The 26105-nt window shown below is 54.5% G+C and carries 17 protein-coding genes; 6 read left to right on the plus strand and 11 right to left on the minus strand.

Annotated features, from left to right (window positions below):
• The 3 genes from gntX to gntT all read left to right on the plus strand — a co-directional run.
• The coding region (gene gntX / locus JTI85_RS20590; protein WP_255574967.1) for a DNA utilization protein GntX at positions 1–540 on the plus strand (540 nt) is incomplete at its 5' end.
• Positions 541–598: 58 nt separating this feature from the next.
• Positions 599–1174, plus strand: coding sequence for a Fe-S biogenesis protein NfuA (nfuA, locus tag JTI85_RS20595; protein ID WP_003023509.1), 576 nt, complete (start codon positions 599–601; stop codon positions 1172–1174).
• Between the two features lie 368 nt (positions 1175–1542).
• A complete protein-coding gene (gene gntT / locus JTI85_RS20600; RefSeq protein WP_032950402.1) occupies positions 1543–2859 on the plus strand; it encodes a gluconate transporter in 1317 nt (438 codons plus the stop codon).
• Positions 2860–2904: 45 nt separating this feature from the next.
• On the opposite strand, the gene malQ is transcribed toward gntT, so the two are convergent.
• Positions 2905–4992, minus strand: coding sequence for a 4-alpha-glucanotransferase (gene malQ, locus JTI85_RS20605; protein WP_119922212.1), 2088 nt, complete (start codon positions 4990–4992; stop codon positions 2905–2907).
• 9 nt (positions 4993–5001) lie between these two features.
• Entirely contained in the window at positions 5002–7395 is a 2394-nt protein-coding gene (malP, locus tag JTI85_RS20610) for a maltodextrin phosphorylase (protein ID WP_116360416.1), read from the minus strand.
• Positions 7396–8022: 627 nt separating this feature from the next.
• Between malP and malT the strand changes: the two genes are divergently transcribed.
• Complete coding sequence (malT, locus tag JTI85_RS20615; RefSeq protein ID WP_219351951.1) at positions 8023–10728, plus strand: HTH-type transcriptional regulator MalT; 2706 nt, start codon at positions 8023–8025, stop codon at positions 10726–10728.
• A 41-nt stretch (positions 10729–10769) separates the two neighbouring features.
• On the opposite strand, the gene JTI85_RS20620 is transcribed toward malT, so the two are convergent.
• The 3 genes from JTI85_RS20620 to glpE all read right to left on the minus strand — a co-directional run bounded on the left by JTI85_RS20620 (position 10770) and on the right by glpE (position 12776).
• Positions 10770–11528, minus strand: a complete 759-nt coding sequence (locus tag JTI85_RS20620; protein ID WP_003023499.1) for a DeoR/GlpR family transcriptional regulator — start codon at positions 11526–11528, stop codon at positions 10770–10772.
• Positions 11529–11543: 15 nt separating this feature from the next.
• Positions 11544–12374: a rhomboid family intramembrane serine protease GlpG gene (gene glpG / locus JTI85_RS20625; RefSeq protein ID WP_048213800.1), complete on the minus strand. Its 831-nt coding sequence runs from the start codon at positions 12372–12374 to the stop codon at positions 11544–11546.
• A gap of 75 nt (positions 12375–12449) precedes the next feature.
• Positions 12450–12776, minus strand: coding sequence for a thiosulfate sulfurtransferase GlpE (gene glpE, locus JTI85_RS20630; RefSeq protein WP_048213564.1), 327 nt, complete (start codon positions 12774–12776; stop codon positions 12450–12452).
• Positions 12777–12973: 197 nt separating this feature from the next.
• On the opposite strand from glpE, the gene glpD reads away from it, so the two are divergent.
• Positions 12974–14482: a glycerol-3-phosphate dehydrogenase gene (gene glpD, locus JTI85_RS20635; protein WP_048213565.1), complete on the plus strand. Its 1509-nt coding sequence runs from the start codon at positions 12974–12976 to the stop codon at positions 14480–14482.
• Positions 14483–14572: 90 nt separating this feature from the next.
• On the opposite strand, the gene glgP is transcribed toward glpD, so the two are convergent.
• From glgP to asd, 6 genes are all read right to left on the minus strand, one after another.
• The gene (gene glgP, locus JTI85_RS20640; RefSeq protein ID WP_048213566.1) at positions 14573–17020 is read right to left on the minus strand and encodes a glycogen phosphorylase; all 2448 of its coding nucleotides are present in this window, start codon (positions 17018–17020) and stop codon (positions 14573–14575) included.
• A gap of 19 nt (positions 17021–17039) precedes the next feature.
• Complete coding sequence (glgA, locus tag JTI85_RS20645; protein ID WP_048213567.1) at positions 17040–18473, minus strand: glycogen synthase GlgA; 1434 nt, start codon at positions 18471–18473, stop codon at positions 17040–17042.
• On the minus strand, positions 18473–19768 hold the full coding sequence (gene glgC, locus JTI85_RS20650; protein ID WP_137378577.1) for a glucose-1-phosphate adenylyltransferase: 1296 nt from the start codon (positions 19766–19768) through the stop codon (positions 18473–18475). The genes glgA and glgC overlap by 1 nt, the downstream gene beginning before the upstream one ends.
• A 13-nt stretch (positions 19769–19781) precedes the next feature.
• Positions 19782–21758 (minus strand): glycogen debranching protein GlgX, encoded by a 1977-nt coding sequence (gene glgX / locus JTI85_RS20655; RefSeq protein WP_219351952.1) that lies wholly within the window; start codon positions 21756–21758, stop codon positions 19782–19784.
• A complete protein-coding gene (gene glgB, locus JTI85_RS20660; protein WP_219351953.1) occupies positions 21755–23941 on the minus strand; it encodes a 1,4-alpha-glucan branching enzyme in 2187 nt (728 codons plus the stop codon). Before glgB ends, glgX begins: the two co-directional genes overlap by 4 nt.
• A 273-nt stretch (positions 23942–24214) precedes the next feature.
• Complete coding sequence (asd, locus tag JTI85_RS20665) at positions 24215–25321, minus strand: aspartate-semialdehyde dehydrogenase (protein ID WP_219351954.1); 1107 nt, start codon at positions 25319–25321, stop codon at positions 24215–24217.
• Between the two features lie 191 nt (positions 25322–25512).
• On the opposite strand from asd, the gene JTI85_RS20670 reads away from it, so the two are divergent.
• Positions 25513–26105: NAAT family transporter YhgN (locus JTI85_RS20670; protein WP_003023480.1), on the plus strand; the 593-nt coding region annotated here is incomplete at its 3' end.

Here is a 26105-nt window from a genome sequence, read left to right on the forward strand (position 1 = left end):
CTTCCCTGTGGGCGCTGCCTGCAAAAACCGCCGCCGTGGCAGCGGCTGGTCACCGTCAGCGACTATGTTCCGCCGTTGAGCGGGCTTATCCACCAGCTCAAGTTTTCGCGACGCAGCGAAACAGCCTCCGCTCTTTCGCGTTTGCTGTTGCTGGAGGTATTGCAGGCACGGCGCGTCAGCGGTCTTCCTCTGCCAGACAGGCTCATCAGCGTCCCGCTCTGGCAGCGACGGCACTGGCGCAGGGGGTTTAATCAGAGCGAATTACTGTGTCGCCCACTGGCGCGCTGGCTGGGCTGCGACTGGGACAGCCGGACCATATCGCGGGTTCGGGCAACCGCCACGCAGCACCATCTCAGCGCCCGATTGCGTAAACGTAACCTGAAAAACGCCTTTCGCCTTGAATTGCCGGTGCAGGGACTCCATATGGTTATTGTGGATGATGTCGTCACTACCGGAAGTACCGTCGCGGAAATCGCGCAGCTGCTTTTACGCAACGGCGCGGCGACTGTCCAGGTATGGTGCCTGTGTCGAACCTTGTAGAGCCTCGATGATGGGCGTATTATAACCAAGTAAAATAGTCAACTATTAGGCCATTACTATGATCCATATTTCCGATGCTGCACAAGCGCACTTTGCCAAACTGCTGGCAAATCAGGAAGAAGGGACACAAATCCGCGTATTTGTGATTAATCCCGGCACGCCTAACGCTGAATGCGGCGTTTCTTATTGTCCGCCGGACGCCGTGGAAGCAACCGACACCGCCATTAAATTTGACCTGCTGACCGCATATGTTGATGAACTGAGCGCACCGTATCTGGAAGATGCAGAAATCGATTTCGTTACCGACCAGTTAGGCTCCCAGCTGACCCTGAAAGCGCCAAACGCCAAAATGCGTAAAGTTGCCGATGATGCACCGCTGATGGAACGCGTGGAGTACATGCTGCAATCGCAGATCAACCCGCAGCTGGCAGGCCACGGTGGTCGCGTCTCTCTGATGGAAATCACCGATGAAGGCTACGCCATTCTGCAGTTTGGCGGCGGCTGTAACGGCTGTTCAATGGTCGATGTGACGCTGAAAGAAGGTATCGAGAAGCAGCTGCTGGCTGAATTCCCGGAACTGAAAGGCGTTCGCGATTTAACCGAACACCAGCGTGGCGAGCACTCTTACTACTAGCGACCAGACTTGTAGGCCCGATAAGACGCATCCGCGTCGCCATCGGGCCTTGATGCCGGATGGCAGTGTAAACGCTTTATCCGGCCTACGCCCTTACATTTCTCTGCACGTACCCTGCAACAATCCCCCGCATAATTTGACCAGCCTCTCATAATTTAAATTTTGCCTGTCCAGGTGATTCTCAAGCGCAGTATGTTACCCGTATCATTTGTATCAGCACCCAAGACGCACATAACAGCCAGCGAAACTGATTAGTTTTACGGGCAATCAGCATTGGTGCTGTGAATACGCTGTTCCCGGTCGGGACAATCGGAATTTGTCATCTAAACACTGACGTTACCCATAACAAAGTAAAGGCCAGGTAAATCATGCCATTAGTCATCGTTGCTATCGGTGTAATCTTGTTACTCCTCCTGATGATCCGTTTCAAAATGAACGGTTTCATCGCTCTCGTCCTGGTGGCGCTTGCTGTCGGATTGATGCAAGGGATGCCACTGGATAAAGTCATTGGTTCGATTAAAGCCGGTGTCGGCGGAACCCTTGGCAGCCTCGCCCTGATTATGGGTTTTGGCGCCATGCTGGGCAAAATGCTGGCGGACTGCGGCGGCGCACAGCGCATCGCAACCACCCTGATTGCTAAATTCGGCAAAAAACATATTCAGTGGGCGGTGGTATTAACCGGCTTCACCGTTGGTTTTGCCCTGTTCTACGAAGTTGGTTTCGTACTGATGCTGCCGCTGGTGTTCACCATTGCCGCTGCTGCCAACATCCCGCTGCTGTACGTTGGCGTGCCGATGGCTGCCGCGCTGTCCGTAACGCACGGCTTCCTGCCACCGCACCCGGGTCCAACCGCTATCGCCACCATTTTCCACGCAGATATGGGTAAAACCCTGCTGTTTGGTACGATTCTGGCAATCCCGACCGTTATTCTCGCCGGTCCTGTTTACGCACGTTTCCTGAAAGGTATCGATAAGCCGATCCCGGAAGGTCTGTACAGCGCGAAAACCTTCACTGAAGAAGAGATGCCAGGCTTTGGCGTCAGCGTCTGGACCTCTCTGGTCCCGGTTATTCTGATGGCAATGCGCGCCGTGGCGGAGATGATTCTGCCAAAAGGTCATGCTTTCCTGACGGTTGCAGAATTCCTCGGTGACCCGGTCATGGCAACGCTGATTGCAGTGCTGATTGCGATGTTCACGTTTGGTCTGAACCGTGGACGTTCGATGGATCAGATTAACGACACGCTGGTGTCCTCAATCAAAATCATCGCGATGATGCTGTTGATTATCGGTGGTGGCGGTGCCTTCAAACAGGTCCTGGTTGATAGCGGCGTGGACAAATACATCGCTTCAATGATGCATGGCTCTAACGTGTCTCCACTGCTGATGGCATGGTCTATTGCGGCGGTCCTGCGTATCGCACTGGGTTCAGCAACCGTTGCGGCAATCACCGCTGGCGGGATTGTGGCACCACTAATTGCAACGACCGGCGTAAGCCCTGAGCTAATGGTTATTGCAGTCGGTTCCGGTTCCGTCATTTTCTCCCACGTGAACGATCCAGGCTTCTGGCTGTTCAAGGAGTACTTCAACCTGACTATCGGTGAAACCATCAAGTCATGGTCAATGCTGGAAACCATTATTTCAGTATGCGGCCTGGTAGGGTGCCTGCTGTTAAATATGGCAATCTGATGTAAAAAAGCCGGGTGGCGCTAGCGCCTACCCGGCTTAATTTCTTTACTTCTTCTTCGCCGCTGCTTTTCGCCGCTTATCCAAATCCTTAATCAGCTTGTTCACGCCCTCATCTGCAAACATCTGCTCCAGCGTGGCGGTGAGCTTACGCCGCCAGTTTTTGTACTGGTCGCTGGTCCCCGGAATGTTGACCGGTTCAGCCATATCCAGCCAGTCTTCCGGTTGCAGGCCCAGCAACGCGCTGTTGCTGTCAGCGATGTAGCGTTGCATGCCGCGATTAAGAATCGGCGTCATCGACATCAGTGACGCCTTGTGACCAGCACGTTTTGGCAGGCAGCCGTATTTGTGCAGCGCGTCCAGCAGCCCCTGTTTCGCCAGCTCCCGGTCCTGATACAACCCCCGCAGCACGACTTCATCCGGGTACAGGCCCAGCGCCTTACCCAGCGTCAAATCGCCGCTATCCCAATAACCTTTAAGCGTAGGAAGGTCATGCGTCGCCGCGACTGCCATTGATTGTTCCGGGTACGCTTTCGGCGCACGGAAGTTTTTCTCATGGTCATTCTCGAAATAAAGCACTTTGTAGGAGTACACGCCGCTGTCGCGCAGCTTGCTGACGATCTCCACGGGAACGGTACCCAGATCCTCACCAATTACCATGCAGTGATGACGTTTACTCTCCAGCGCCAGAATTGAAAGCAGGTCATCGACCGGATAGTGCACGTAAGCGCCGTGATCGGCAGTTTCACCGTAGGGGATCCACCACAGACGCAGCATCGACATAACATGGTCGATACGCAGCGCACCGCAGTTCTGCATATTGGCGCGCAGCAGTTCGATAAACGGTTCGTAGGCCCGTGCCGTGATGATGTGCGGATCCATCGGCGGCAGCCCCCAGTTTTGCCCAAGCGGCCCAAGAATATCCGGCGGCGCGCCAACTGAGGCTTTCAGACAATACAGTTCACGGTCACACCAGGTCTCTGACCCACCGTCTGCCACACCAACCGCCAGGTCGCGATACAGTCCAATCGGCATCGCAAAACCCTGGCTGGTTTTCCAGCAGTCAGCAAACTGGGTATACGCCAGCCACTGCAGCCACAGGTAGAAATCCACCTCATCACGATGCTCTGCGCAGAACTGTTTGACCTCCGGCGAATCTACCGACTGAAAAGCTTCCGGCCACACCGGCCATCCCCAGCGCAACGCATCCTCTTGCACCTGATGCGCATGCAACGCGTCAAAGGCTGCCTGCCAGTACAGGCTATCTCCTTCCTGAGCCACAAACTGGCGAAATGCCGCCATCTGCTCATCGTCACGTGCAGAGAAATTTTTCCACGCCATGCGCAGCGCGGTCATCTTCAGTGCGGTAACAGCAGAATAATCAACCCACTCACTATCGCGCGCACGTTGCAGGGTTTGCTGAGTCGCGGGTTTCTGCCACCACGCCTGCGCCTCTTTACTCAGGCGGAAATCATCTACTGCGTTAACATCAATATAAATAACGTTCAGCCAGCGACGTGATGACGGGCTGTACGGGCTGGCGCTTTCCGGGTTCGCCGGATACAGCGCGTGAATAGGATTAAGCCCGATAAACGCGCCGCCGCGTTGCGCCACATCTACCAGCATGGCGCGGAGATCGCCAAAGTCGCCAATCCCCCAGTTTTTCTCTGAACGCAGGGTGTAGAGCTGAACGCATGCGCCCCACAGTTTTTGCCCCTCCAGCAGCGCCTGCGGTTCATAGCAGCGCTTTGGCGCCACGATGACACGACAGTGGGTGCGCAGCTCGCCCTGCGTCAATGTCAGCGTGTGATAGCCCTCCGACAGTTTCGTCGGAAGGTGAAAAGATTTGCCGCCGATGGCATGCCCTTTGTGCTGTACGCCATCTTCAGTGGTCAGCAGCCAGCTAAACTCTCCGCTTCCCTCAACCGCCAGCGACATTTTCTTACCGGCGGTATAAACCATGACATTCGGCACTGGCGTCACCGCCACCTGCGTGGCGGCGGTGGTGCGATGCATGGCTTCAAGCAAACGCCGCTTGGTTTCGGCGCCAATAGACTGCGGTTTGCCGTGAGCGTTAATGTAATTGGGGCTGATCCCCGCCGCCAGCGCGGCATTATCCAGACGTTTGCTTTCCATCGCGATTCCTTAACGTTTCGCCTGCCAGATACGGGCCTGATAATCGCGGATGGAGCGATCCGAGCTGAACATGCCGCAACGTGCGGTATTCAGGATCGCCGCCCGCGTCCAGGCATCCTGGTCACGATACAACACGTCAACCTGCTTCTGCGCTTCAACGTAGGCTGCGAAGTCCGCCATCACCAGATACGGGTCACCGCCCTGCTTGCCGATGCTGTGCAGCATCTGGTCAAAAGCATGTTTGTCGCCGTCGCTGTATTTCCCGCTTTCCAGCTCTTTCAGGACCGCATCCAGCACTTTGTCTTTCTTACGCCATTTCACCGGATCGTAACCTTTGGCCTTGAGCGCCTTCACCTCTTCCACGGTATGACCAAAGATAAAGATATTCTCGTCGCCCACTTTTTCGGCGATTTCGACGTTTGCGCCATCCAGCGTACCGACGGTTAAGGCGCCATTCAGCGCCAGCTTCATGTTGCCGGTGCCGGAAGCCTCTTTCCCTGCGGTTGAGATCTGCTCAGAGATATCCGCCGCCGGGATCAGCATTTCTGCCGCTGAGACACAGTAATCCGGCAGGAACACGACCTTCAACTTATCGCCAACTTTCGGGTCGTTATTGATGGTTTCCGCCACCTTGTTAATGGCGAAGATGATATTTTTCGCCAGGTAGTAACCCGGAGCCGCTTTCGCCCCAAACAGGAATACGCGCGGCACGCGATCGGCCTGCGGGTTCTCACGGATTTCTTTGTACAACGCCAGAATATGCAGCAGGTTCAGGTGCTGACGCTTGTACTCATGCAGACGTTTAATCTGAATATCAAAAATCGCGTTAGTCGTTATCTCAATACCGGTTCGCGCTTTAATAAACTTCACCAGACGCGCTTTGTTCGCCAGCTTGATGTCGCGATACTGCTGACGGAACTTCGCGTCGTCGGCGTATTTTTCCAGGTTAATCAACTGGTCGAGGTCGTTAGCCCACTCTTTTTTCAGCGATTTATCCAGCAGCGCTGCCAGCGCCGGGTTGCACTGCTTAATCCAGCGACGTGGGGTAATCCCGTTGGTGACGTTATGGAATTTGTTCGGCCACAGTTGGTGATATTCCGGGAACAGATCTTTCACCACCAGATCGGAGTGCAGCGCTGCCACACCATTAACCGCAAAGCCGCTGACCACGCACATGTTGGCCATGCGCACCTGTTTGTTGTGCACCACCGCCAGCTTCGCCCAGACTTCAGCATCACCCGGCCAGGTTTTATCGACCAGCGTCTTAAAGCGGTCGTTAATCTCTTTGATGATTTGCATATGGCGTGGTAATAGCGCTTTCACCAGCTTCTCATCCCAGCACTCCAGCGCCTCTGGCATCAAAGTGTGGTTGGTATACGCAAACGTCTTGCTGGTGATCGTCCATGCATCGTCCCAGCTCATCTGGTGATCATCGATCAGCACGCGCAGCAGTTCAGGGATCGCAATAGTCGGGTGGGTGTCGTTCAGTTGAATAACTTCGTAGTCGGCCAGTTCGTGCAATTTACGTCCCGCCAGATGATGGCGGCGCAGAATATCGGCTACGGAGCAGGCGCACTGGAAGTACTGCTGCATCAGGCGCAGCTTTTTACCCGCCGTGTGGTTGTCGTTCGGGTACAGCACTTTGGTCAGTTTTTCAGCGTCGATACCCTGCTGCTCGGCACGCAGGAAATCACCGTCGTTAAATTTGGTCAGGTTAAACGGATGCGCATGGCTGGCCTGCCACAAACGCAGCGGCTGCGCCACGCCGTTGCGGTAGCCGAGAACCGGTAGATCCCAGGCCTGACCGGTGATGATGAATCCCGGCTCCCAGTGGCCTTGTTTGCTGACCTTGCCGCCAATCCCTACCTGCACATCCAGCGCTTCGTTGTGACGGAACCACGGGTAGCTGCCGCGATGCCAGTCATCCGGAGCTTCCATCTGTTGCCCATCAGCAAATGACTGACGGAATAAACCGTACTGATAGTTGAGGCCATAGCCCGTCGCCGACTGGCCAACCGTTGCCATCGAGTCGAGGAAACACGCAGCCAGACGGCCCAGCCCCCCGTTCCCCAACGCCGGATCGGTTTCTTCTTCCAGCAAGTCGGTCAGGTTGATGTCGTGTGCTTTCAGCTCGTCGCTCACCGCCTGATACCAGCCCAGGTTGAGCAAGTTGTTCCCCGTCAGACGGCCAATCAAAAACTCCATTGAGATATAGTTAACATGGCGCTGATTTTTTGCCGGTTTCACCGCAGGCTGGGCGCTGAGTAACTCAGCCAACGCCCCACTCACGGCCTGCCACCACTGGCGCGACGTCATTTCGTGAGCCGACGATAAACCGAAGCGCTGCCACTGACGCGTCAGGGCAGCCTGAAATTGATCTTTGTTGAAAGTAGGCTGTGACATAGGGATTCCAGGTCCTTAGGTAATAAACAACGTTATCGCTAGTTTGCCAGGCTCGTTGTTGACCTTCCTCATCCTGCCAGGGATTAGGTAGGGAGGAGGAGCGGGGATGAGCGTTAAAATGTGATCGCCGCCACTTTACGAGGGGTATTATGGCTGATAAATACGCAGGCTCTGCGCATACCCCTGAAATGCATCGCGGTTTTCGCATTAATCAAAAGGGATTATCCAGACAATATCAAACAGGAAGATGACATTTAGAAAAAATATGTAAACGGAGAAATAGTTTCTAACCTGAAATACACATTCTGCTTGAGATATTTCACATGAAAGTTTTAAGTCGAGCACAAAATTCATCGACTTTTATTCATCACCACAGTAACCATATAAAAGAAGAGGAGTTATTCCGCCCTGTAAAAATAACGCTGGATCCAGTCACCATGCCTGTTGCGACTCTTTAAAACAATTATTGCAATAGATGTATAGATTTGTGACATAGTGCAAAATCAGACACACAAAAAGTCCGCTTAGCTTGCAATAAATCCCGTTCTGGCCGACCTTATATCTATTAATTACGAAGCGCAAAAAAAATCGTTTTCCCCCATATTCACACAGTGAAGTGACTAACTTATGTTGATTCCGTCTAAATTAAGTCGTCCGGTTCGACTCGACCATACGGTGGTTCGTGAGCGCCTGTTGGCTAAACTTTCCGGCGCGAACAATTTCAGGCTTGCCCTGATAACAAGTCCTGCTGGTTATGGAAAAACAACGCTTGTTTCACAATGGGCGGCGGGGAAGAACGAATTAGGCTGGTATTCCCTGGATGAAGGCGATAACCAGCAAGAGCGCTTCGCCAGCTATTTGATTGCGGCAATCCAACAGGCGACCGGTGGGCACTGCACCACCAGCGAAGCCATGGTGCAAAAACGCCAGTATGCCAGCCTGACTTCACTGTTTGCCCAGTTGTTCATTGAACTGGCAGAGTGGCATCGTCCACTCTATCTGGTCGTGGATGATTATCATCTGATCTCCAATCCAGCCATCCACGAAGCGATGCGTTTTTTCCTGCGCCATCAGCCGGAAAATCTGACGTTAGTCGTGCTGTCGCGAAACCTACCGCAACTGGGCATTGCCAACCTGCGCGTACGCGATCAACTGCTGGAAATCGGCAGTCAGCAGTTGGCGTTTAACCACCAGGAAGCCAAACAATTCTTTGACCGTCGCCTGTCCTCCCCGATTGAGGCTGCGGAAAGTAGCCGCATGTGCGATGACGTTGCAGGCTGGGCCACGGCGTTACAGCTGATCGCCTTATCTGCCCGTCAGAACAACCATTCCGCCCACCAGTCGGCACGACGTCTGGCCGGTATCAACGCCAGCCATTTATCCGATTATCTGGTCGATGAAGTCCTGGACAGCGTCGATATCGGAACCCGCCATTTCCTGCTAAAAAGCGCCATCCTGCGCTCGATGAACGATGCGCTGATTGTTCGGGTCACGGGCGAAGAAAACGGCCAAATGCGGCTGGAGGAAATTGAGCGCCAGGGATTATTCCTGCAGCGGATGGATGATGTCGGCGAATGGTTTAGCTATCACCCGCTATTTGGCAGCTTTTTACGCCAGCGTTGCCAGTGGGAGTTAGCTACCGAACTTCCCGAAATACACCGCGCCGCCGCTGAAAGCTGGATGGCGCAAGGTTTTCCGACCGAAGCCATCCACCACGCGCTGGCGGCAGGCGACGCCCATATGCTGCGCGACATTCTGCTCAATCATGCGTGGGGGCTGTTTAACCACAGCGAACTGGCATTACTTGAAGAGTCATTGAAAGCTCTGCCGTGGGAAAGCCTGCTGGAAAATCCGCGTCTGGTTCTGCTGCAAGCCTGGCTGATGCAAAGCCAGCACCGCTACGGCGAGGTGAATACCCTGCTGGCGCGCGCTGAGCAGGAAATGAAAGGCGATATGGAACAGACGCTACATGCTGAATTTAACGCCCTGCGAGCGCAGGTCGCGATTAACGACGGAAATCCTGATGAAGCCGAGCGTCTGGCGAAACTGGCGCTGGATGAATTACCCATCGCCTGGTTCTATAGCCGAATTGTCGCCACCTCGGTACACGGCGAAGTTCTGCACTGTAAGGGCGACCTCACGCGTTCTCTGACGTTGATGCAGCAAACCGAACAAATGGCGCGCCATCATGACGTCTGGCATTACGCCCTGTGGAGTCTTATTCAGCAAAGTGAAATCTTGTTTGCCCAGGGCTTTTTGCAGGCCGCCTGGGAAATCCAGGAAAAAGCGTTCCAGCTGATCAAAGAGCAGCACCTCGAACAGCTGCCGATGCACGAGTTCCTGGTGCGCATTCGTGCGCAGCTCCTGTGGGCATGGGCGCGCCTGGACGAAGCGGAAGCGTCTGCTCGCTCGGGTATTGAACTACTTTCCACCTTCCAGCCGCAGCAGCAGCTACAGTGTCTGGCGCTGCAGGTTCAGTGTTCGCTGGCGCGTGGCGATCTGGACAACGCGCGTAGCCTGCTCAACCGTCTGGAAAACCTGCTGGGTAATGGCCACTATCACAGCGACTGGATCTCCAACGCTGATAAAGTCCGGGTGATTTACTGGCAAATGGTCGGCGACAAAAATTCAGCCGCCAACTGGCTGCGCCACACGCCGAAACCGGAATTCGCCAATAACCACTTCCTGCAAGGACAGTGGCGCAACATCGCCCGTGCGCAGATCCTGCTGGGCGAGTTTGAACCGGCTGAGATTGTGCTGGAAGAGTTGAATGAAAATGCGCGCAATCTGCGCCTGATGAGCGATCTGAACCGTAACCTGCTGCTGCTTAATCAATTGTACTGGCAGGCGGGGCGCAAAAATGACGCACAGCGGGTGTTGCTCGACGCCCTGCAACTGGCGAACCGCACCGGGTTCATCAGCCACTTTGTGATCGAAGGCGAGGCCATGGCGCAGCAGTTACGCCAGCTGATTCAGCTCAACACATTACCGGAACTTGAACAGCATCGTGCGCAGCGTATTTTGCGCGAGATTAACCAGCATCACCGCCACAAATTCGCCCACTTTGATGAAGGATTCGTTGAACGCCTGCTCACCCACCCGGACGTCCCGGAGCTGATCCGTACCAGCCCGCTGACCCAGCGTGAATGGCAGGTTCTCGGTCTGATTTATTCTGGCTACAGCAACGAGCAGATTGCCGGTGAGCTGGCTGTTGCCGCGACGACCATTAAGACGCACATCCGCAATTTGTACCAAAAGCTCGGCGTGGCGCACCGCCAGGATGCGGTGCAACATGCGCAGAAACTGCTGAAGATGATGGGGTATGGCGTTTAGTTAACGCCTGATGCGCTATGCGTATCAGGCCTGGAACCCGCTTAGCACAACTCTAACTGGATATGATGGTCAGCAATGACCTGCATCACGCCAGCAGGCGGTAGCGTGTCGGTATATACTGCATCCACCATGCTGATACTGCCCATGTTCACCATCGCATTACGCCCAAACTTCGAATGATCCACCACCAGCATCACATGACGTGAATTCTCAATAATGGCGCGTTTGGTGCGAACTTCGTGATAATCAAATTCCAGCAGCGAACCATCGCTGTCGATACCGCTTATCCCTAAGATGCCAAAGTCCAGACGGAACTGTGAAATAAAGTCGAGGGTCGCTTCGCCCATAATACCGCCGTCACGGCTACGCAGTTCGCCACCGGCCAGAATAATGCGGAAATCCTCTTTTGCCATCAGCGTATTCGCCACATTGAGGTTGTTGGTCACAATGCGCAGGTTGCTGTGATTAAGCAGCGCATGAGCGACCGCTTCCGGCGTGGTGCCGATATCAATAAACAGCGTGGAGCCGTTCGGGATCTGCGTGGCGACTTTGCGGGCAATGCGCTCTTTTTCCGCCGTCTGCGTCGCTTTACGGTCATGCCACGGCGTGTTGACCGAGCTGGAGGGCAGCGCCGCGCCGCCGTGATGGCGCAAAATCATGTTCTGATCGGCCAGATCGTTGAGATCGCGGCGAATCGTCTGTGGGCTGACGGAGAAATGCTCCACCAGCTCCTCGGTGCTGACGTATCCCTGTTTTTTTACCAGTTCGATGATCGCGTCATGTCGTTGTGTTTGCTTCATTATGGTTCCCTGAAATTACGTTCGTTTTCGCACATGAATAGTATCAGCAAATGCCATTGCCAGACCGACGGCCAACCCGGCGATATGCGCGCCGTTCGCCATCGACATGCCGAACAAATCAAACCAGCCGGCAACAATCCACATCAACGCAAAGATAATCAAACCACGCTGCAGGAAAATGCCGCTTTGCGGATCGCGCTCACCGCGCAACCACACGTAGCCCATCAGGGCATACACTACGCCGGAAAGTCCACCGAACCACGGGCCGCTAAATTTCTGCTGCACATAGCCGCTCAACAGCGCGCTAATTACGGTAATAACGATTAGTTTTCCGCTGCCGAGTCGTTTTTCAACCGCGCCGCCGAGATACCACCACCACAACAGGTTGAACAGAATGTGCATCAGTGAGAAGTGCATAAACGCGTGGGTGAAATAACGCCAGAATTCAAATTTCAGCGTAGGATCAAACGGCCATGCCAGCCAGAGCATAACCGCCTGGTCACCCATCACATTCATTGCGATAAACACCAGCACACACGCGGCCATCACCGCCCAGGTCACCGGACCCGCACGTTCGCGCAACGTGGCAAGAAACGGATAGCGTTGATAGCGCAAACCGCTGTCGGTCTGCCCTGACTGCCAGCTTGCCGCCAGATAGCGCGGATCGCCCGGGTTCTCCAGAAATCGCGCCAGTTCAGCATGCACGCGCTCAGCCTGGGACTCATCCGCCAACCAGACATCCGTTTGCTGATGTTGTTGAATCGTCAGGATAACGCCCTGTGTCGCCATATAATCAACAAATGCCTGCGCCACGCGGGGGTTAGCAAAAGAGGTAATCATCAACATGGTTGCTGTCGCTTCATCCACACAAAAGAGGACAGTATATATATCCTGCCCGTTTCAGGCTGCATCTTTGTTAGCTTACGAACCGTATGCCACTTCTGCCGGAAAATGTCGATGCCAGGCATCGAAGCCGCCGTCAACGCTGTAAACCGCGTCATAGCCCTGCTGCAGAAGATATTGCGCCGCGCCTTTACTGCTGTTGCCGTGATAACACATCACCAACACGGTGGTGTCGAAATCATGCTCACGCATAAATGACCCCAGCGTGTCGTTCGTCAGATGAAACGCCTGCGGGGCGTGACCCATCGCATAGCTTTGCGGATCGCGGATATCCACTAACACCGCAGCTCCCTGATGCAGCTTCTGATGCGCTTCTTCGACATTAATACATTCAAACTGATCCATTGCTCTCTCTTCTTTATTAGCAGGTGACGCTTTTCAAACATGTTACTTCTTAGTGTACGTCCCGACGGCAGTTAAACACCATAATGTTATATGTATCACTGTAAATTGTTTATCCGATGTTACCAATGGCGCGATTCTTTGCTATTATGCTCGATAACGAACATTAATGAGCTATAACGAAAGTGCGAGAGGCCAGCATGGAAACCAAAGATCTGATTGTGATAGGTGGAGGCATCAACGGTGCCGGTATCGCGGCAGATGCCGCTGGACGCGGATTATCCGTACTGATGCTGGAAGCACAGGATTTAGCCTGCGCGACCTCCTCCGCCAGCTCCAAACTCATCCACGGTGGCCTGCGCTACCTGGAACACTACGAATTCCGTCTGGTTAGCGAAGCGCTGGCCGAACGTGAAGTGCTGTTGAAAATGGCACCGCATATCGCCTTCCCAATGCGCTTTCGTCTGCCCCATCGCCCGCATCTGCGTCCGGCGTGGATGATCCGTATTGGTCTGTTTATGTACGATCATCTGGGCAAACGCACCAGTTTGCCAGGTTCTACCGGTTTGCGTTTTGGCGCGGATTCCGTAATGAAACCCGAGATTGTGCGCGGTTTCGAATATTCTGATTGCTGGGTAGACGATGCACGACTGGTTTTGGCAAATGCCCAAATGGTCGTACGCAAAGGCGGAGAAGTGTTAACCCGCACGCGCGCCACCTCCGCTCGCCGTGAAAACGGTTTGTGGATTGTGGAAGCCGAAGACATCGACACCGGCAAAAAGCACACCTGGCAGGCGCGCGGTCTGGTCAACGCCACCGGCCCGTGGGTGAAAGAGTTCTTCGACGACGGCATGCACCTGCCATCGCCGTACGGTATTCGCCTGATTAAAGGCAGCCACATCGTGGTGCCGCGCGTCCATACCCAGAAACAGGCTTACATCCTGCAAAACGAAGATAAACGTATTGTGTTTGTCATCCCATGGATGGACGAATTCTCGATCATCGGGACGACCGACGTCGAATACAAAGGCGACCCAAAAGCGGTGAAAATTGATGAGAGTGAAATCAATTACCTGCTGAAGGTCTACAATGCGCACTTTAAGAAACAGCTGGGCCGTGATGATATCGTCTGGACTTACTCAGGCGTGCGCCCGCTGTGCGACGACGAGTCCGACTCGCCGCAGGCTATCACCCGTGATTACACGCTGGATATCCATGATGAAAACGGCAAAGCGCCGCTGCTGTCGGTCTTTGGCGGCAAGCTGACGACCTATCGTAAGCTGGCTGAGCACGCGATGGAAAAACTGGCATCGTACTATCAGGGCATTGGTCCGGCGTGGACGAAAGAGTGCATTCTGCCAGGCGGTGACATTGGCGGCGATCGCGAAGACTACGCGGCCAAACTGCGCCGTCGCTACCCGTTCCTGACCGAGTCGCTGGCGCGCCATTATTCTCGCACCTACGGCAGCAACACCGAATGGGTCATCGGCGAAGCCACCTCGCTTGCCGAGTTAGGTGAAGACTTTGGCCATGAGTTTTATGAGGCCGAGCTGAAATATCTGGTCGATCACGAATGGGTTCGTCGTGCGGAAGATGCGCTGTGGCGCCGTACGAAAGAAGGGATGTGGCTGAATGCAGAACAGCAGTCGCGCATGACCCAGTGGCTGGCGGAGTACATTGAGAAGCACCAACTGTCGCTGGCGTCCTGATAAAAATGCCGGATGGCGGCGACGCCTTATCCGGCTTACAAAAGTGCATAAACGTAGGCCGGGCAAGCGAAGCGCCCCCGGCCTCGTGTTTTACAACCGCACCGAATCAATATGCCAGATGTTTTCGGCATACTCTTTGATGGTCCTGTCCGATGAGAAGTAGCCCATGTTGGCGATATTGATCATCGACTTGGTGGTCCACTCTTCCGGATGACGATACAGTTCATCAACCTTATCCTGACAATCAACGTAGCTGCGATAATCCGCCAGCACCTGATAGTGGTCGCCAAAGTTGATCAGTGAGTCCACCAGATCACGGTAGCGTCCCGGCTCCTCAGGGCTGAATACGCCACTGCCGATTTGCGTCAGCACCTGGTGCAGCTCTTCATCTTTCTCGTAATACTCACGCGGCTTGTAACCCTGACTACGCAGCGCCTCCACTTCTTCCGCCGTATTACCAAAGATAAAGATATTTTCTGCGCCCACATGCTCCAGCATCTCAACGTTAGCGCCATCCAGCGTACCGATGGTCAGCGCGCCATTCAGCGCAAATTTCATGTTACTGGTCCCGGAGGCTTCGGTCCCGGCCAGTGAGATTTGCTCAGACAGGTCGGCGGCAGGAATAATCACCTGCGCCAGGCTGACGCTGTAGTTAGGAATAAACACCACCTTCAGCTTGTCGCCAATCTGTGGATCGTTGTTGATCACTTTCGCGACATCGTTAATCAGGTGAATGATGTGCTTCGCCATGTAATAGGCCGAAGCCGCTTTACCGGCGAAGATATTCACACGCGGCACCCACTCGGCGTCAGGATCGGCCTTAATGCGGTTGTAGCGGGTGATCACATGCAGCACGTTCATCAGCTGACGTTTGTACTCGTGAATACGCTTGATCTGCACATCAAACAGCGATTTCGGATTCACCACCACATTCAACTGCTGCGCGATGAGCGTCGCCAGTCGCTTTTTGTTCTCCAGCTTCGCATGACGCACCGCCTGATTTACCAGCGGGTAATCGCAGTGTTGTTCCAGTTCGCTGAGCTGACTGAGATCGGTGCGCCAGGTACGGCCAATGTTCTCATCCAGCACATTGGAAAGCGCCGGATTCGCCAGCGCCAGCCAGCGACGCGGCGTCACGCCGTTGGTAACGTTGCAAAAACGGGTCGGGAAGATCTTCGCAAAGTCAGCAAACAGCGACTGTACCATCAGGTTGGAGTGCAGTTCCGACACGCCGTTAACCTTGTGGCTCACCACCACCGCCAGCCATGCCATACGCACCCGGCGGCCGTTGGATTCATCGATGATCGACGTCCGCCCCAACAGACCCGTATCGCTCGGATACTGCTCCTGCAGCGTTTTCAGGAAGTAATCGTTAATCTCAAAGATAATTTGCAGGTGGCGCGGCAGAATTTTACCCAGCATATCCACCGGCCAGGTTTCCAGCGCCTCGCTCATCAGCGTATGGTTGGTATACGAAAAGACCTGACAGCACACCTCAAAGGCATCGTCCCAGCTAAACTTGTGCTCATCAATCAGCAGACGCATCAGCTCAGGGATCGACAGCACCGGATGGGTGTCATTGAGGTGAATAGCAATTTTGTCCGCCAGGTTGTCGTAGGTTTTGTGCAGTTGGTAATGACGACTCAGGATATCCTGCACCGTGGCGGAGACCAGGAAATACTCCTGACGCAAGCGCAGCTCGCGTCCCGAATAGGTGGAGTCATCCGGATACAGCACGCGGGAGACGTTCTCGGAGTGGTTTTTATCTTCCACCGCCGCAAAGTAATCGCCCTGATTGAATTTACCAAGGTTGATTTCGCTACTGGCCTGTGCATTCCACAGGCGCAGCGTGTTGGTGGCATCAGTGTCGTAACCGGGGATAATCTGGTCGTAGGCAACCGCGAGGATCTCTTCAGTTTCTATCCAGCGCGTTTTCTTGCCTTCCTGCTGAATACGCCCGCCAAAACGCACTTTGTAGCGCGTATTGTGGCGTTTGAACTCCCATGGGTTACCGTATTCCAGCCAGTAGTCCGGCGACTCTTTCTGTCGGCCATCAACAATGTTTTGCTTGAACATGCCGTAGTCATAGCGAATACCGTAGCCACGTCCCGGCAGTCCCAGCGTTGCCAGCGAGTCCAGGAAGCAGGCCGCCAGGCGCCCGAGGCCACCGTTGCCAAGACCCGGGTCGTTTTCTTCGTCGATCAGATCTTCAAGATCCAGCCCCATGCCTTCCAGCGCATTTTTGACATCGTCATAAATCCCCAACGATAACAGTGCATTGGAAAGCGTGCGGCCAATCAGGAACTCCATAGACAGGTAATAGACCTGTCGAGTTTCCTGGGATAATTGCGCACGATTAGAACGCAGCCAGCGCTCCACGAGACGATCGCGCACCGCGAACAATGTGGCGTTCAGCCACTCATGTTTATTGGCAATGACCGGGTCTTTACCAATCGTGAACATCAGCTTGTAGGCAATAGAATGCTTAAGTGCCTCTACGCTGAGTGTGGGCGATGCATAAGTAAATGGAGCATTCATATAGGTGATTCCTGGATAACTATTTCAAGCGATAGTAAAGCTCACGGTATGACTTCGCCGCGACTTGCCAGCTAAAATCCATGGTCATGGCCTGACGTTGTACAAACCGCCACAGCGAAGGCCGGGACCACAATACGAAAGCACGCCGGATCGCCCGTAGCAGCGACCAGGCATTACTATCTTCAAATACAAACCCACTGGCGATACCGTCCGCCAGGTTCTCCAGCGAACTATCAGACACCGTATCAGCCAGCCCACCGGTACGTCGCACCAGCGGCAACGTGCCGTACTTCAGTCCATACAATTGTGTTAAGCCACACGGCTCAAAACGGCTGGGCACCAATATCACATCAGCCCCGCCCATGATGCGATGCGAGAAGGCTTCATGATAGCCAATCTGTACGCCCACCTGGCCCGGATGTTCCGCCGCCGCGGCGAGGAAACCTTCCTGCAATACCGGATCGCCCGCGCCGAGCAACGCCAGTTGTCCGCCCTGCTCTAACAACCCCGGCAACGCTTCCAGCACCAGATCCAACCCTTTCTGGCTGGTCAGGCGACTGACTACAGCAAACAGCGGCACTTTATCGTTAACCTTAAGTCCCATCGCGATCTGTAGCTGCCGTTTGTTCTCCGCCTTCTCTTCCAGCGTGTCACGCGTATAGCGCGACGCCAGCAGCAGATCGGTTTCCGGGCTCCAGATTTTTTCATCAACGCCGTTCAGCACGCCGGAAAGACGCCCTTCGCGATGGCGCTGCTGCAACAAACCTTCCATGCCGTAGGCGAACTGCGCCTCGGTAATTTCCCGCGCGTAGGTCGGACTGACCGCCGTAATGTGGTCGGCGTAGTACAACCCGGCCTTCAGGAACGAAATCTGGCCGTTAAACTCCAGCCCGTGCACATTAAAGAACGACCATGGCAATTGGATGTCATCCATATGCTTTGCATAAAACATGCCTTGATACGCCAGGTTGTGTACGGTGAACACCGATTTCGCCGGATGGCCGCGCGCCGCCAGATACGCCGGCGCCAGGCCAGCGTGCCAGTCGTGCGCATGCACCACATCCGGGCGCCAGAATGGATCAAGGCCGCAGGCCATTTCACAGCCGACCCAACCCAACAGCGCAAAACGCAGCACGTTATCGGTATACGCAAACAGGTTCGTATCGTGATACGGGCTCCCGGGACGGTCATAGAGATGTGGCGCATCAATCAGATAAATGCCGACGCCGTTGTAATGTCCGAACAACAGCGTTATCCGTCCGGCGAAGGTATCCCGACGCGTCACGACCTGCGCATCGGGAATGCCGCGACGAATATCAGGAAACGCCGGAAGCAATACGCGGGCATCCACACCGTCCGCAATTTGTGCCGCAGGTAACGCCCCAATAACATCCGCCAGTCCCCCGGTTTTTAACAGGGGGAACATCTCTGAACAAACGTGTAAAACCTGCATTATCGCTCCTGTTTGATTTGCAGTTTGCGTAGCATTTCACGCGTGACCAGCACAATGCCTTCCTCTGAGCGGTAGAAGCGACGAGCATCTTCTTCCGCATTTTCGCCAATCACCATGCCCTCAGGAATGATGCAGGCGCGATCGATAATGCAACGACGTAAGCGGCACGAACGTCCAACCCACACTTCAGGTAACAACACTGCCGAATCAATGTTACAGAAAGAATTCACCCGCACGCGCGGGAACAGAACGGACTGCACCACCACCGAACCCGAAATAATACAGCCACCGGAAACCAGCGAGTTCAGCGTCATGCCGTGGCTGCCGGAACGGTCCTGAACAAATTTCGCCGGAGGCAGCGATTCCATGTGCGTTCGGATTGGCCAGTCCTGGTCGTACATATCCAGTTCAGGCGTCACCGAAGCCAAATCGAGGTTCGCCTTCCAGTAGGCCTCCAGCGTTCCCACATCGCGCCAGTACGGCTCGGATTCCGGGTCAGACTGCACGCAGGACAACGGGAATGGATGTGCATACGCCATGCCAGCTTCGGTGATTTTTGGGATGATGTCTTTGCCAAAATCGTGACTGGAGTTTTCATCGAGATCATCTTCCGCCAGCAGTTCATACAGATAATCGGCGTTGAAGATGTAGATCCCCATACTGGCAAGCGATTTGGTCGGATCATTCGGCATCGCCGGCGGGTTGGAGGGTTTTTCAACGAATTCGATAATTTTGTCGTTTTCATCAACATCCATTACGCCAAACGCGCTGGCTTCTTCGATCGGCACAGGCATACAGGCCACGGTGCAGCGCGCGCCTTTCTCGACGTGGTCGATCAGCATGCGTGAGTAGTCCTGCTTATAAATATGATCGCCCGCGAGGATCACCACATATTCCGCTTTATAGCGTCGAATGATGTCCAGGTTTTGGGTCACCGCATCCGCCGTGCCGCGATACCAGTTTTCACCCTGCATTCTCTGCTGGGCAGGCAGCAGATCGACGAACTCGTTCATCTCTTCGCTAAAGAACGACCAGCCGCGCTGGATATGCTGCACCAGCGTATGGGACTGATACTGCGTGATTACGCCGATACGGCGGATCCCGGAGTTAATACAGTTGGATAAAGCAAAATCGATAATGCGGAACTTACCGCCAAAGTGCACGGCAGGCTTGGCTCGTTTGTTGGTTAAATCTTTCAGACGGGTTCCGCGGCCACCGGCCAGGATCAGGGCAACAGATTTTAATGGCAGCTGGCGCGCCAACATTACACGATCGTTCTTCTCTAAACTCACCATGACTAACTCCTTTTTATCTTCTCTGGAACACACACAGTCCGTGCGCAGGTCCCTGCCAGACAGCCGTAAGCACCGGATTATCCTCTCCGGCAAATGGGGGAATGGCATGCCATTCCCCTTCAGGTAAAACGATATCTGTCACCTCAAGCGTGGCGTTTATTGCAATCAGAAAACGGTCTGAAAGCTGGATTTGCATCTGCCTCGGGCCGTTTTGCCACTCATCCGCACTTAAGGGTTGTGCGTACTTATTCAGCCAACGAACATTGCCATCGCCCTCTTCCCACCAGCAATCCCCCGTTAATGCGGGTATTTGCCGGCGCAGATGAATCAGCGCGGCAGTAAATGTGGTTAGCCCACTGTTTGCCTGCTGCCAGTCCAGCCAGGTTAAGGCGTTATCCTGACAGTAAGCGTTATTGTTGCCGTGCTGGCTATGACCATGCTCATCGCCCGCCAGCAACATCGGCGTCCCCTGGGAGAGCAACAGCGTGGTTAACAGCGCATGAATGCTGTCGCGCCGCCGTTCAATCAGGTCCAGCGTGCCGCCTAATCCTTCTTTACCATGATTGTCGCTGTAGTTATTGCTAGTGCCGTCGCGATTTTCCTCACCATTCGCTTCATTGTGCTTATTTGTGAAGCACACACAGTCGCGTAGCGTAAAACCGTCGTGCGCGGTCACCAGATTGACCGTGGCGCTGGGTTTGCGGCCCTGGCGTTTAAACACATCGCTGGATGCGGCAAAACGCCCGGCAAACTCGCCCAACGAGAGATTACGCTGGAGCCAAAAGCGTCGCGTCGCATCGCGGAAATGGTCATTCCACTCGGCAAACGGTGGGGGAAAATTCCCCACCTGATACCCGCCTTCACCAATATCCCACGGTTCCGCAATCAGCTTAGCGCGTGAGAGCAGCGGACAGTTTTGGATCGCGGTAAACAGCGGCGCATCCTGACGAAACGCAGGCATACGCCCCATGACGGATGCTAAATCAAAACGAAAGCCGTCCACGTGGCAGGTTTCCACCCAATAACGCAGGCATTCACATGCGTATTCCACAACGCCAGGATGGCTCAGGTTGAGGGTGTTCCCGCAGCCGGTCCAGTTGTAGTAATCACCATCGTCCCTGATCCAATAATAGCTACGGTTATCAATTCCGCGCAGGGAGAAGACAGGCCCTTCGAGATCCAGCTCGGCGCTATGGTTCAAAACGATATCGAGAATGACCTCAATCCCCGCTTTGTGCAGCGCTTTCACCGCATCACGAAACTCATCCAGCGCACTCTCTGGCGAGCAGGCATAGGCCGGATGCAGCGCGAACATCGCCACCGGGTTGTATCCCCAGTAGTTCGACAGGCCCAGCCGCTGAAGTCGCGGTTCGCTGGCAAAATGCGCCACCGGCAGCAGCTCCAGCGCGGTAATACCGAGACGCTTGAAGTAATCGATCATCACCGGATGACCCAGCGCTTTGTAGGTTCCGCGAATCTCTTCCGGCAGGTCAGGATGCAAATACGTCAACCCTTTGACATGCGCTTCGTAAATCACGGTATTGCCCCACGGTGTGCGCGGCGGGGCATCATCCTCCCAGTCATAATGGTCGGACACCACCACGCCCTTCAGCGCGATGGCGGCGTTATCACGGTGATCCGGTTCATTTATCCCGCCGTGCAGCAGCGGGTTATCTTTTAACTCGCCCTCTACCCTACGGGCGCAAGGGTCGAGCAGCAGTTTCGCCGGGTTAAACCGGTGGCCCTGCTGCGGTTGCCATGGGCCATGGACGCGATAGCCATAGCGCAGACCGGGACGGGCGTTGGCCAGATAGCCGTGCCAGACATCGCCGCTACGCCCCGGCAGGTCGTAGCGGAGTTCACAGCCTTGCTCATCGAATACGCATAATTCAACGCGCTCAGCGTGGGCCGAGAAAAGGGTGAAATTGACACCATGGCCGTCATACGTTGCACCATGGGGGGTGGCGTTGCCGGTTGCCAGTTGCGTCATTCCCCCTCCCGAACCAGCCAGATCGTTGCCAACGGCGGCAACGTGAGGCTCAGTGAATGCTGACGACCATGACTGGCGATTTCATCACTGTGCACCGCACCGCCGTTGCCGGTATTGCTGCCGTGGTAATGCATCGAATCGGTATTGAGGATCTCTCGCCATTTCCCCGGCTGATTGATACCGAAGCGATAGCCGTGGCGGGGCACAGGCGTAAAGTTACTGACCACGATGATTTCATTGCCGACCTTGTCACGACGCACGAAAGCCAGCACCGAACGTTCGTTGTCATCCACCACCAGCCACTCAAAGCCATAGGCGTCAAAGTCGAGCTCGTGCAGCGCTTTGTGATGACGGTAGGTGTGGTTCAGGTCGCGCACCAGACGCTGTACGCCGTGGTGCCAGTTGTCGCCGCCTTCCAGCAGGTGCCAGTCGAGGCTGGCGTCGTGGTTCCATTCGCGTCCCTGAGCAAACTCATTGCCCATAAACAACAGTTTCTTACCGGGGAAGGCCCACATCCAGCCGTAGTAGGCGCGCAGGTTGGCAAACTTCTGCCACGCATCGCCCGGCATGCGGTCGAGAATCGATTTCTTGCCGTGCACCACTTCATCGTGCGACAACGGCAGGACAAAGTTCTCGGTGTAGTTGTACAGCATGCCGAAGGTCAGCTTATCGTGATGGTACTGACGATGAACCGGGTCCAGTTTCATGTAGTCCAGCGTGTCGTGCATCCAGCCGAGGTTCCACTTATACCAGAACCCTAAACCGCCCATGTCCTGCGGTCTTGAAACGCCAGCAAAATCAGTGGACTCTTCCGCCATGCTCACCGCACCCGGCACCTGTTCGCCAAGAATACGGTTGGTATTGCGCAAGAACTCAATGGCTTCGAGGTTTTCGCGACCACCAAATTCGTTCGGAACCCATTCACCTTCTTTACGGCTGTAGTCGCGATAAATCATCGATGCCACGGCATCCACGCGCAGCGCGTCGATACCAAAGCGCTCAATCCAGTACAGGGCGTTGCCCACCAGATAGTTGCTGACTTCACGGCGGCCATAGTTGTAGATCAGCGTGTTCCAGTCCTGGTGATAGCCTTCACGCGGATCGCTGTGTTCATACAAACTGGTGCCATCAAACTGAGCCAGACCAAAGTCGTCCGACGGGAAATGACCCGGCACCCAGTCGAGAATGACGTTCAGCCCCGCCTGATGCGCGGCATTGACAAAATAGCGGAAGTCATCGCGCGTACCAAATCGACGGGTCGGCGCATACATGCCGGTAGGCTGGTAACCCCAGCTACCGTCGAACGGATGCTCGTTAATCGGCAACAGTTCAAGGTGGGTAAAGCCCATCCACTTGGCGTAAGGCACCAGCTGATCTGCCAGCTCACGATAGCTCAGCCAGAAGTTGTTGTCGGTATGACGACGCCACGAGCCCAGATGCACTTCATAGATAGAAATCGGCGCATCAAACTGGTTGGCTCTTTTGCGCTCCTCGCTTTGCACCACTTTTTCCGGCAAACCACAGATAAGCGATGCGGTTTCCGGGCGCATTTGCGCTTCAAACGCGTAGGGGTCCGCTTTGATTCGCAGCTTACCGTTGGCATCGATCATCTCATATTTGTACAGCTGACCATGCTGCGCGCCGGGGATAAACAGCTCCCAGATACCGCTTTCTTTGCGCAGGCGCATCGGGTGGCGACGGCCATCCCAGTAGTTGAACTGTCCCACGACTGAAACACGCTGTGCATTCGGCGCCCAGACGGAGAAGCGCGTACCGGTGACGCCATCCATAGTATCCGCATGCGCACCCAGCGTTTCGTAAGGTCGCAGGTGCGTACCTTCAGATAACAGCCAGGCATCCATATCCTGGATCAGCGGGCCAAAACGATAAGGGTCATCAATCAGATTCTGCTGTCCATGCCAGACAACGGCCAACTGATAGCGAAAGAAATTTTTACGGCGGGGAAGTACTGCACAGAAAAAGCCACGAGAGTCGAGGCAATCCAGCTTGCCGACTTTGCGTCCGGTTTTGGGTTCGATCACCCACACTTCGGTGGCGTCAGGTAATAGGGCGCGGACTTCAAGTCCAGCGTCAGTTTGGTGCATACCGAGTACGGAAAAAGGATCCGCAAAATGGCCTGCAATTAGCGCATTAATCACGTCTCTATCGATACGAACGGACATGGTTGTCTTCCTGTTTTATGGTGTCACCCCTTCCAACTGATTTTCGACATCAGGTAGCGACACTTTTTTTGACCTGAACGGCGCAGCACAATTGTGCATCCTCTCTGCGTCGTCCCACCTTCAGGCAACAACTTAATACCTCCGGTACTAAGTCACCCTTAAAGAATAGCCAATGCTTTATCTTACTCCTGGTAAAAAATGAAACATCTGCGCTTACTCCTGTATTACGCAAAAAAAAGGGTGACTCAGCACCCTTTGATCATTAACAAACCATTACGCCAGTTGACGTAACATGCGGCGCAATGGCTCCGCAGCACCCCAAAGCAGCTGGTCACCTACGGTAAAGGCTGACAGGAACTCCGGTCCCATATTCAGCTTACGCAGACGACCTACTGGCGTGGTCAACGTGCCGGTAACGGCCGCCGGGGTTAACTCACGCATGGTGATTTCACGATCGTTTGGTACTACTTTCGCCCACGGGTTGTGCGCCGCCAGCAGTTCTTCCACGGTCGGAATAGACACATCTTTTTTCAGTTTGATGGTGAACGCCTGGCTGTGGCAGCGCAGCGCGCCGACGCGCACGCACAGACCATCAACCGGGATCACGGAAGACGTGTTGAGAATTTTGTTGGTTTCCGCCTGTCCCTTCCACTCTTCACGGCTCTGACCGTTATCGAGCTGTTTGTCGATCCACGGAATCAGGCTACCGGCCAGCGGTACGCCAAAGTTATCAACCGGCAGTTCACCGCTACGGGACAGGGTCGTCACTTTACGTTCGATGTCGAGAATAGCAGAGGAAGGGGTCGCCAGCTCCTCGGCCACATGGCCATACAGATGGCCCATCTGAGACAACAGCTCGCGCATATGACGCGCACCGCCGCCGGAAGCCGCCTGATAGGTCGCCACGGAGACCCAGTCGACCAGGCCATTGGCAAACAGGCCACCAAGGGACATCAGCATCAGGCTAACGGTACAGTTACCGCCGACAAAGGTCTTAATCCCTTTATTCAGGCCATCGGTGATGACATCCTGGTTAACCGGATCGAGAATAATGATGGCGTCGTCTTTCATACGCAGCGAAGAGGCCGCATCAATCCAGTAACCCTGCCAACCGCTTTCACGAAGCTTTGGATAGATTTCGTTGGTATAATCGCCGCCCTGACAGGTCACGATGATATCGAGCGCCTTCAGCGCATCCAGATCAAAAGCGTCCTGAAGCGTGCCGGTCGCGGTTCCACCGAATGTCGGTGCCGCCTGCCCGAGCTGGGAAGTAGAAAAGAAAACAGGGCGAATGGCGTCGAAGTCACGCTCCTCAACCATGCGTTGCATGAGAACAGAGCCGACCATACCGCGCCAGCCGATAAAACCAACATTTTTCATAGCGTTTTTTTCCTGCAGAGATGTGTGCTGTGTATGTATGCCAGTGTCCTGGTGGCATATCCTTCACCATACAAAATGCAGCCAAAGTCGCAAGTGAAATTAATCAATGATAGCGAAGCCATCAGTAATGCGACTTATCCCGCTGCGCAAGCAAGCAGAAAGTCCGTGGTAATTATCAGGGAATTTGAGTTATGAATGAAATCATTTCAGCGGCAGTTTTATTGATCCTGATTATGGATCCACTCGGAAATCTGCCCATTTTCATGTCCGTATTGAAACATACCGAACCAAAACGCCGCCGCGCGATTATGATTCGCGAGCTGTTCATTGCGCTGTTGGTGATGCTGATATTCCTGTTTGCGGGCGAGAAAATTCTGGCATTTCTTAACCTGCGTGCGGAAACCGTTTCTATCTCCGGGGGAATCATTTTGTTCCTGATTGCCATTAAGATGATTTTCCCCAGCGCCACCGGGAATAGCACCGGGCTTCCGGCGGGTGAAGAGCCGTTTATCGTCCCGCTGGCGATCCCGCTGGTAGCCGGTCCGACAATCCTGGCCTCATTAATGCTGTTGTCGCATCAGTACCCGAACCAGATGGGGCATCTGGTGATTGCGCTGCTGATCGCCTGGGGCGGTACGTTTGTGATTCTGTTGCAGTCGTCGCTGTTTTTGCGTCTGCTGGGGGAGAAAGGGGTGAACGCGCTGGAGCGCCTGATGGGGCTGATTCTGGTGATGATGGCCACCCAGATGTTCCTTGATGGCGTACGGATGTGGATGAAGGGGTA

This window comes from Citrobacter sp. Colony219 (genome assembly GCF_019382635.1).
Taxonomy (GTDB): domain Bacteria; phylum Pseudomonadota; class Gammaproteobacteria; order Enterobacterales; family Enterobacteriaceae; genus Citrobacter; species Citrobacter youngae.

Bases quoted from the DNA above. Each gene is read 5' to 3' on its own strand.
- glgA (WP_048213567.1), bottom strand. From the start codon at position 18,473: ATGCAGGTTTTACACGTTTGTTCAGAGATGTTCCCCCTGTTAAAAACC.
- glgC (WP_137378577.1), bottom strand. From the start codon at position 19,768: ATGGTGAGTTTAGAGAAGAACGATCGTGTAATGTTGGCGCGCCAGCTG.
- glgP (WP_048213566.1), bottom strand. From the start codon at position 17,020: ATGAATGCTCCATTTACTTATGCATCGCCCACACTCAGCGTAGAGGCA.
- glpE (WP_048213564.1), bottom strand. From the start codon at position 12,776: ATGGATCAGTTTGAATGTATTAATGTCGAAGAAGCGCATCAGAAGCTG.
- malT (WP_219351951.1), top strand. From the start codon at position 8,023: ATGTTGATTCCGTCTAAATTAAGTCGTCCGGTTCGACTCGACCATACG.
- gntT (WP_032950402.1), top strand. From the start codon at position 1,543: ATGCCATTAGTCATCGTTGCTATCGGTGTAATCTTGTTACTCCTCCTG.
- malQ (WP_119922212.1), bottom strand. From the start codon at position 4,992: ATGGAAAGCAAACGTCTGGATAATGCCGCGCTGGCGGCGGGGATCAGC.
- glgX (WP_219351952.1), bottom strand. From the start codon at position 21,758: ATGACGCAACTGGCAACCGGCAACGCCACCCCCCATGGTGCAACGTAT.
- malP (WP_116360416.1), bottom strand. From the start codon at position 7,395: ATGTCACAGCCTACTTTCAACAAAGATCAATTTCAGGCTGCCCTGACG.
- JTI85_RS20620 (WP_003023499.1), bottom strand. From the start codon at position 11,528: ATGAAGCAAACACAACGACATGACGCGATCATCGAACTGGTAAAAAAA.
- asd (WP_219351954.1), bottom strand. From the start codon at position 25,321: ATGAAAAATGTTGGTTTTATCGGCTGGCGCGGTATGGTCGGCTCTGTT.
- glgB (WP_219351953.1), bottom strand. From the start codon at position 23,941: ATGTCCGTTCGTATCGATAGAGACGTGATTAATGCGCTAATTGCAGGC.
- glpD (WP_048213565.1), top strand. From the start codon at position 12,974: ATGGAAACCAAAGATCTGATTGTGATAGGTGGAGGCATCAACGGTGCC.
- glpG (WP_048213800.1), bottom strand. From the start codon at position 12,374: ATGTTGATGATTACCTCTTTTGCTAACCCCCGCGTGGCGCAGGCATTT.
- nfuA (WP_003023509.1), top strand. From the start codon at position 599: ATGATCCATATTTCCGATGCTGCACAAGCGCACTTTGCCAAACTGCTG.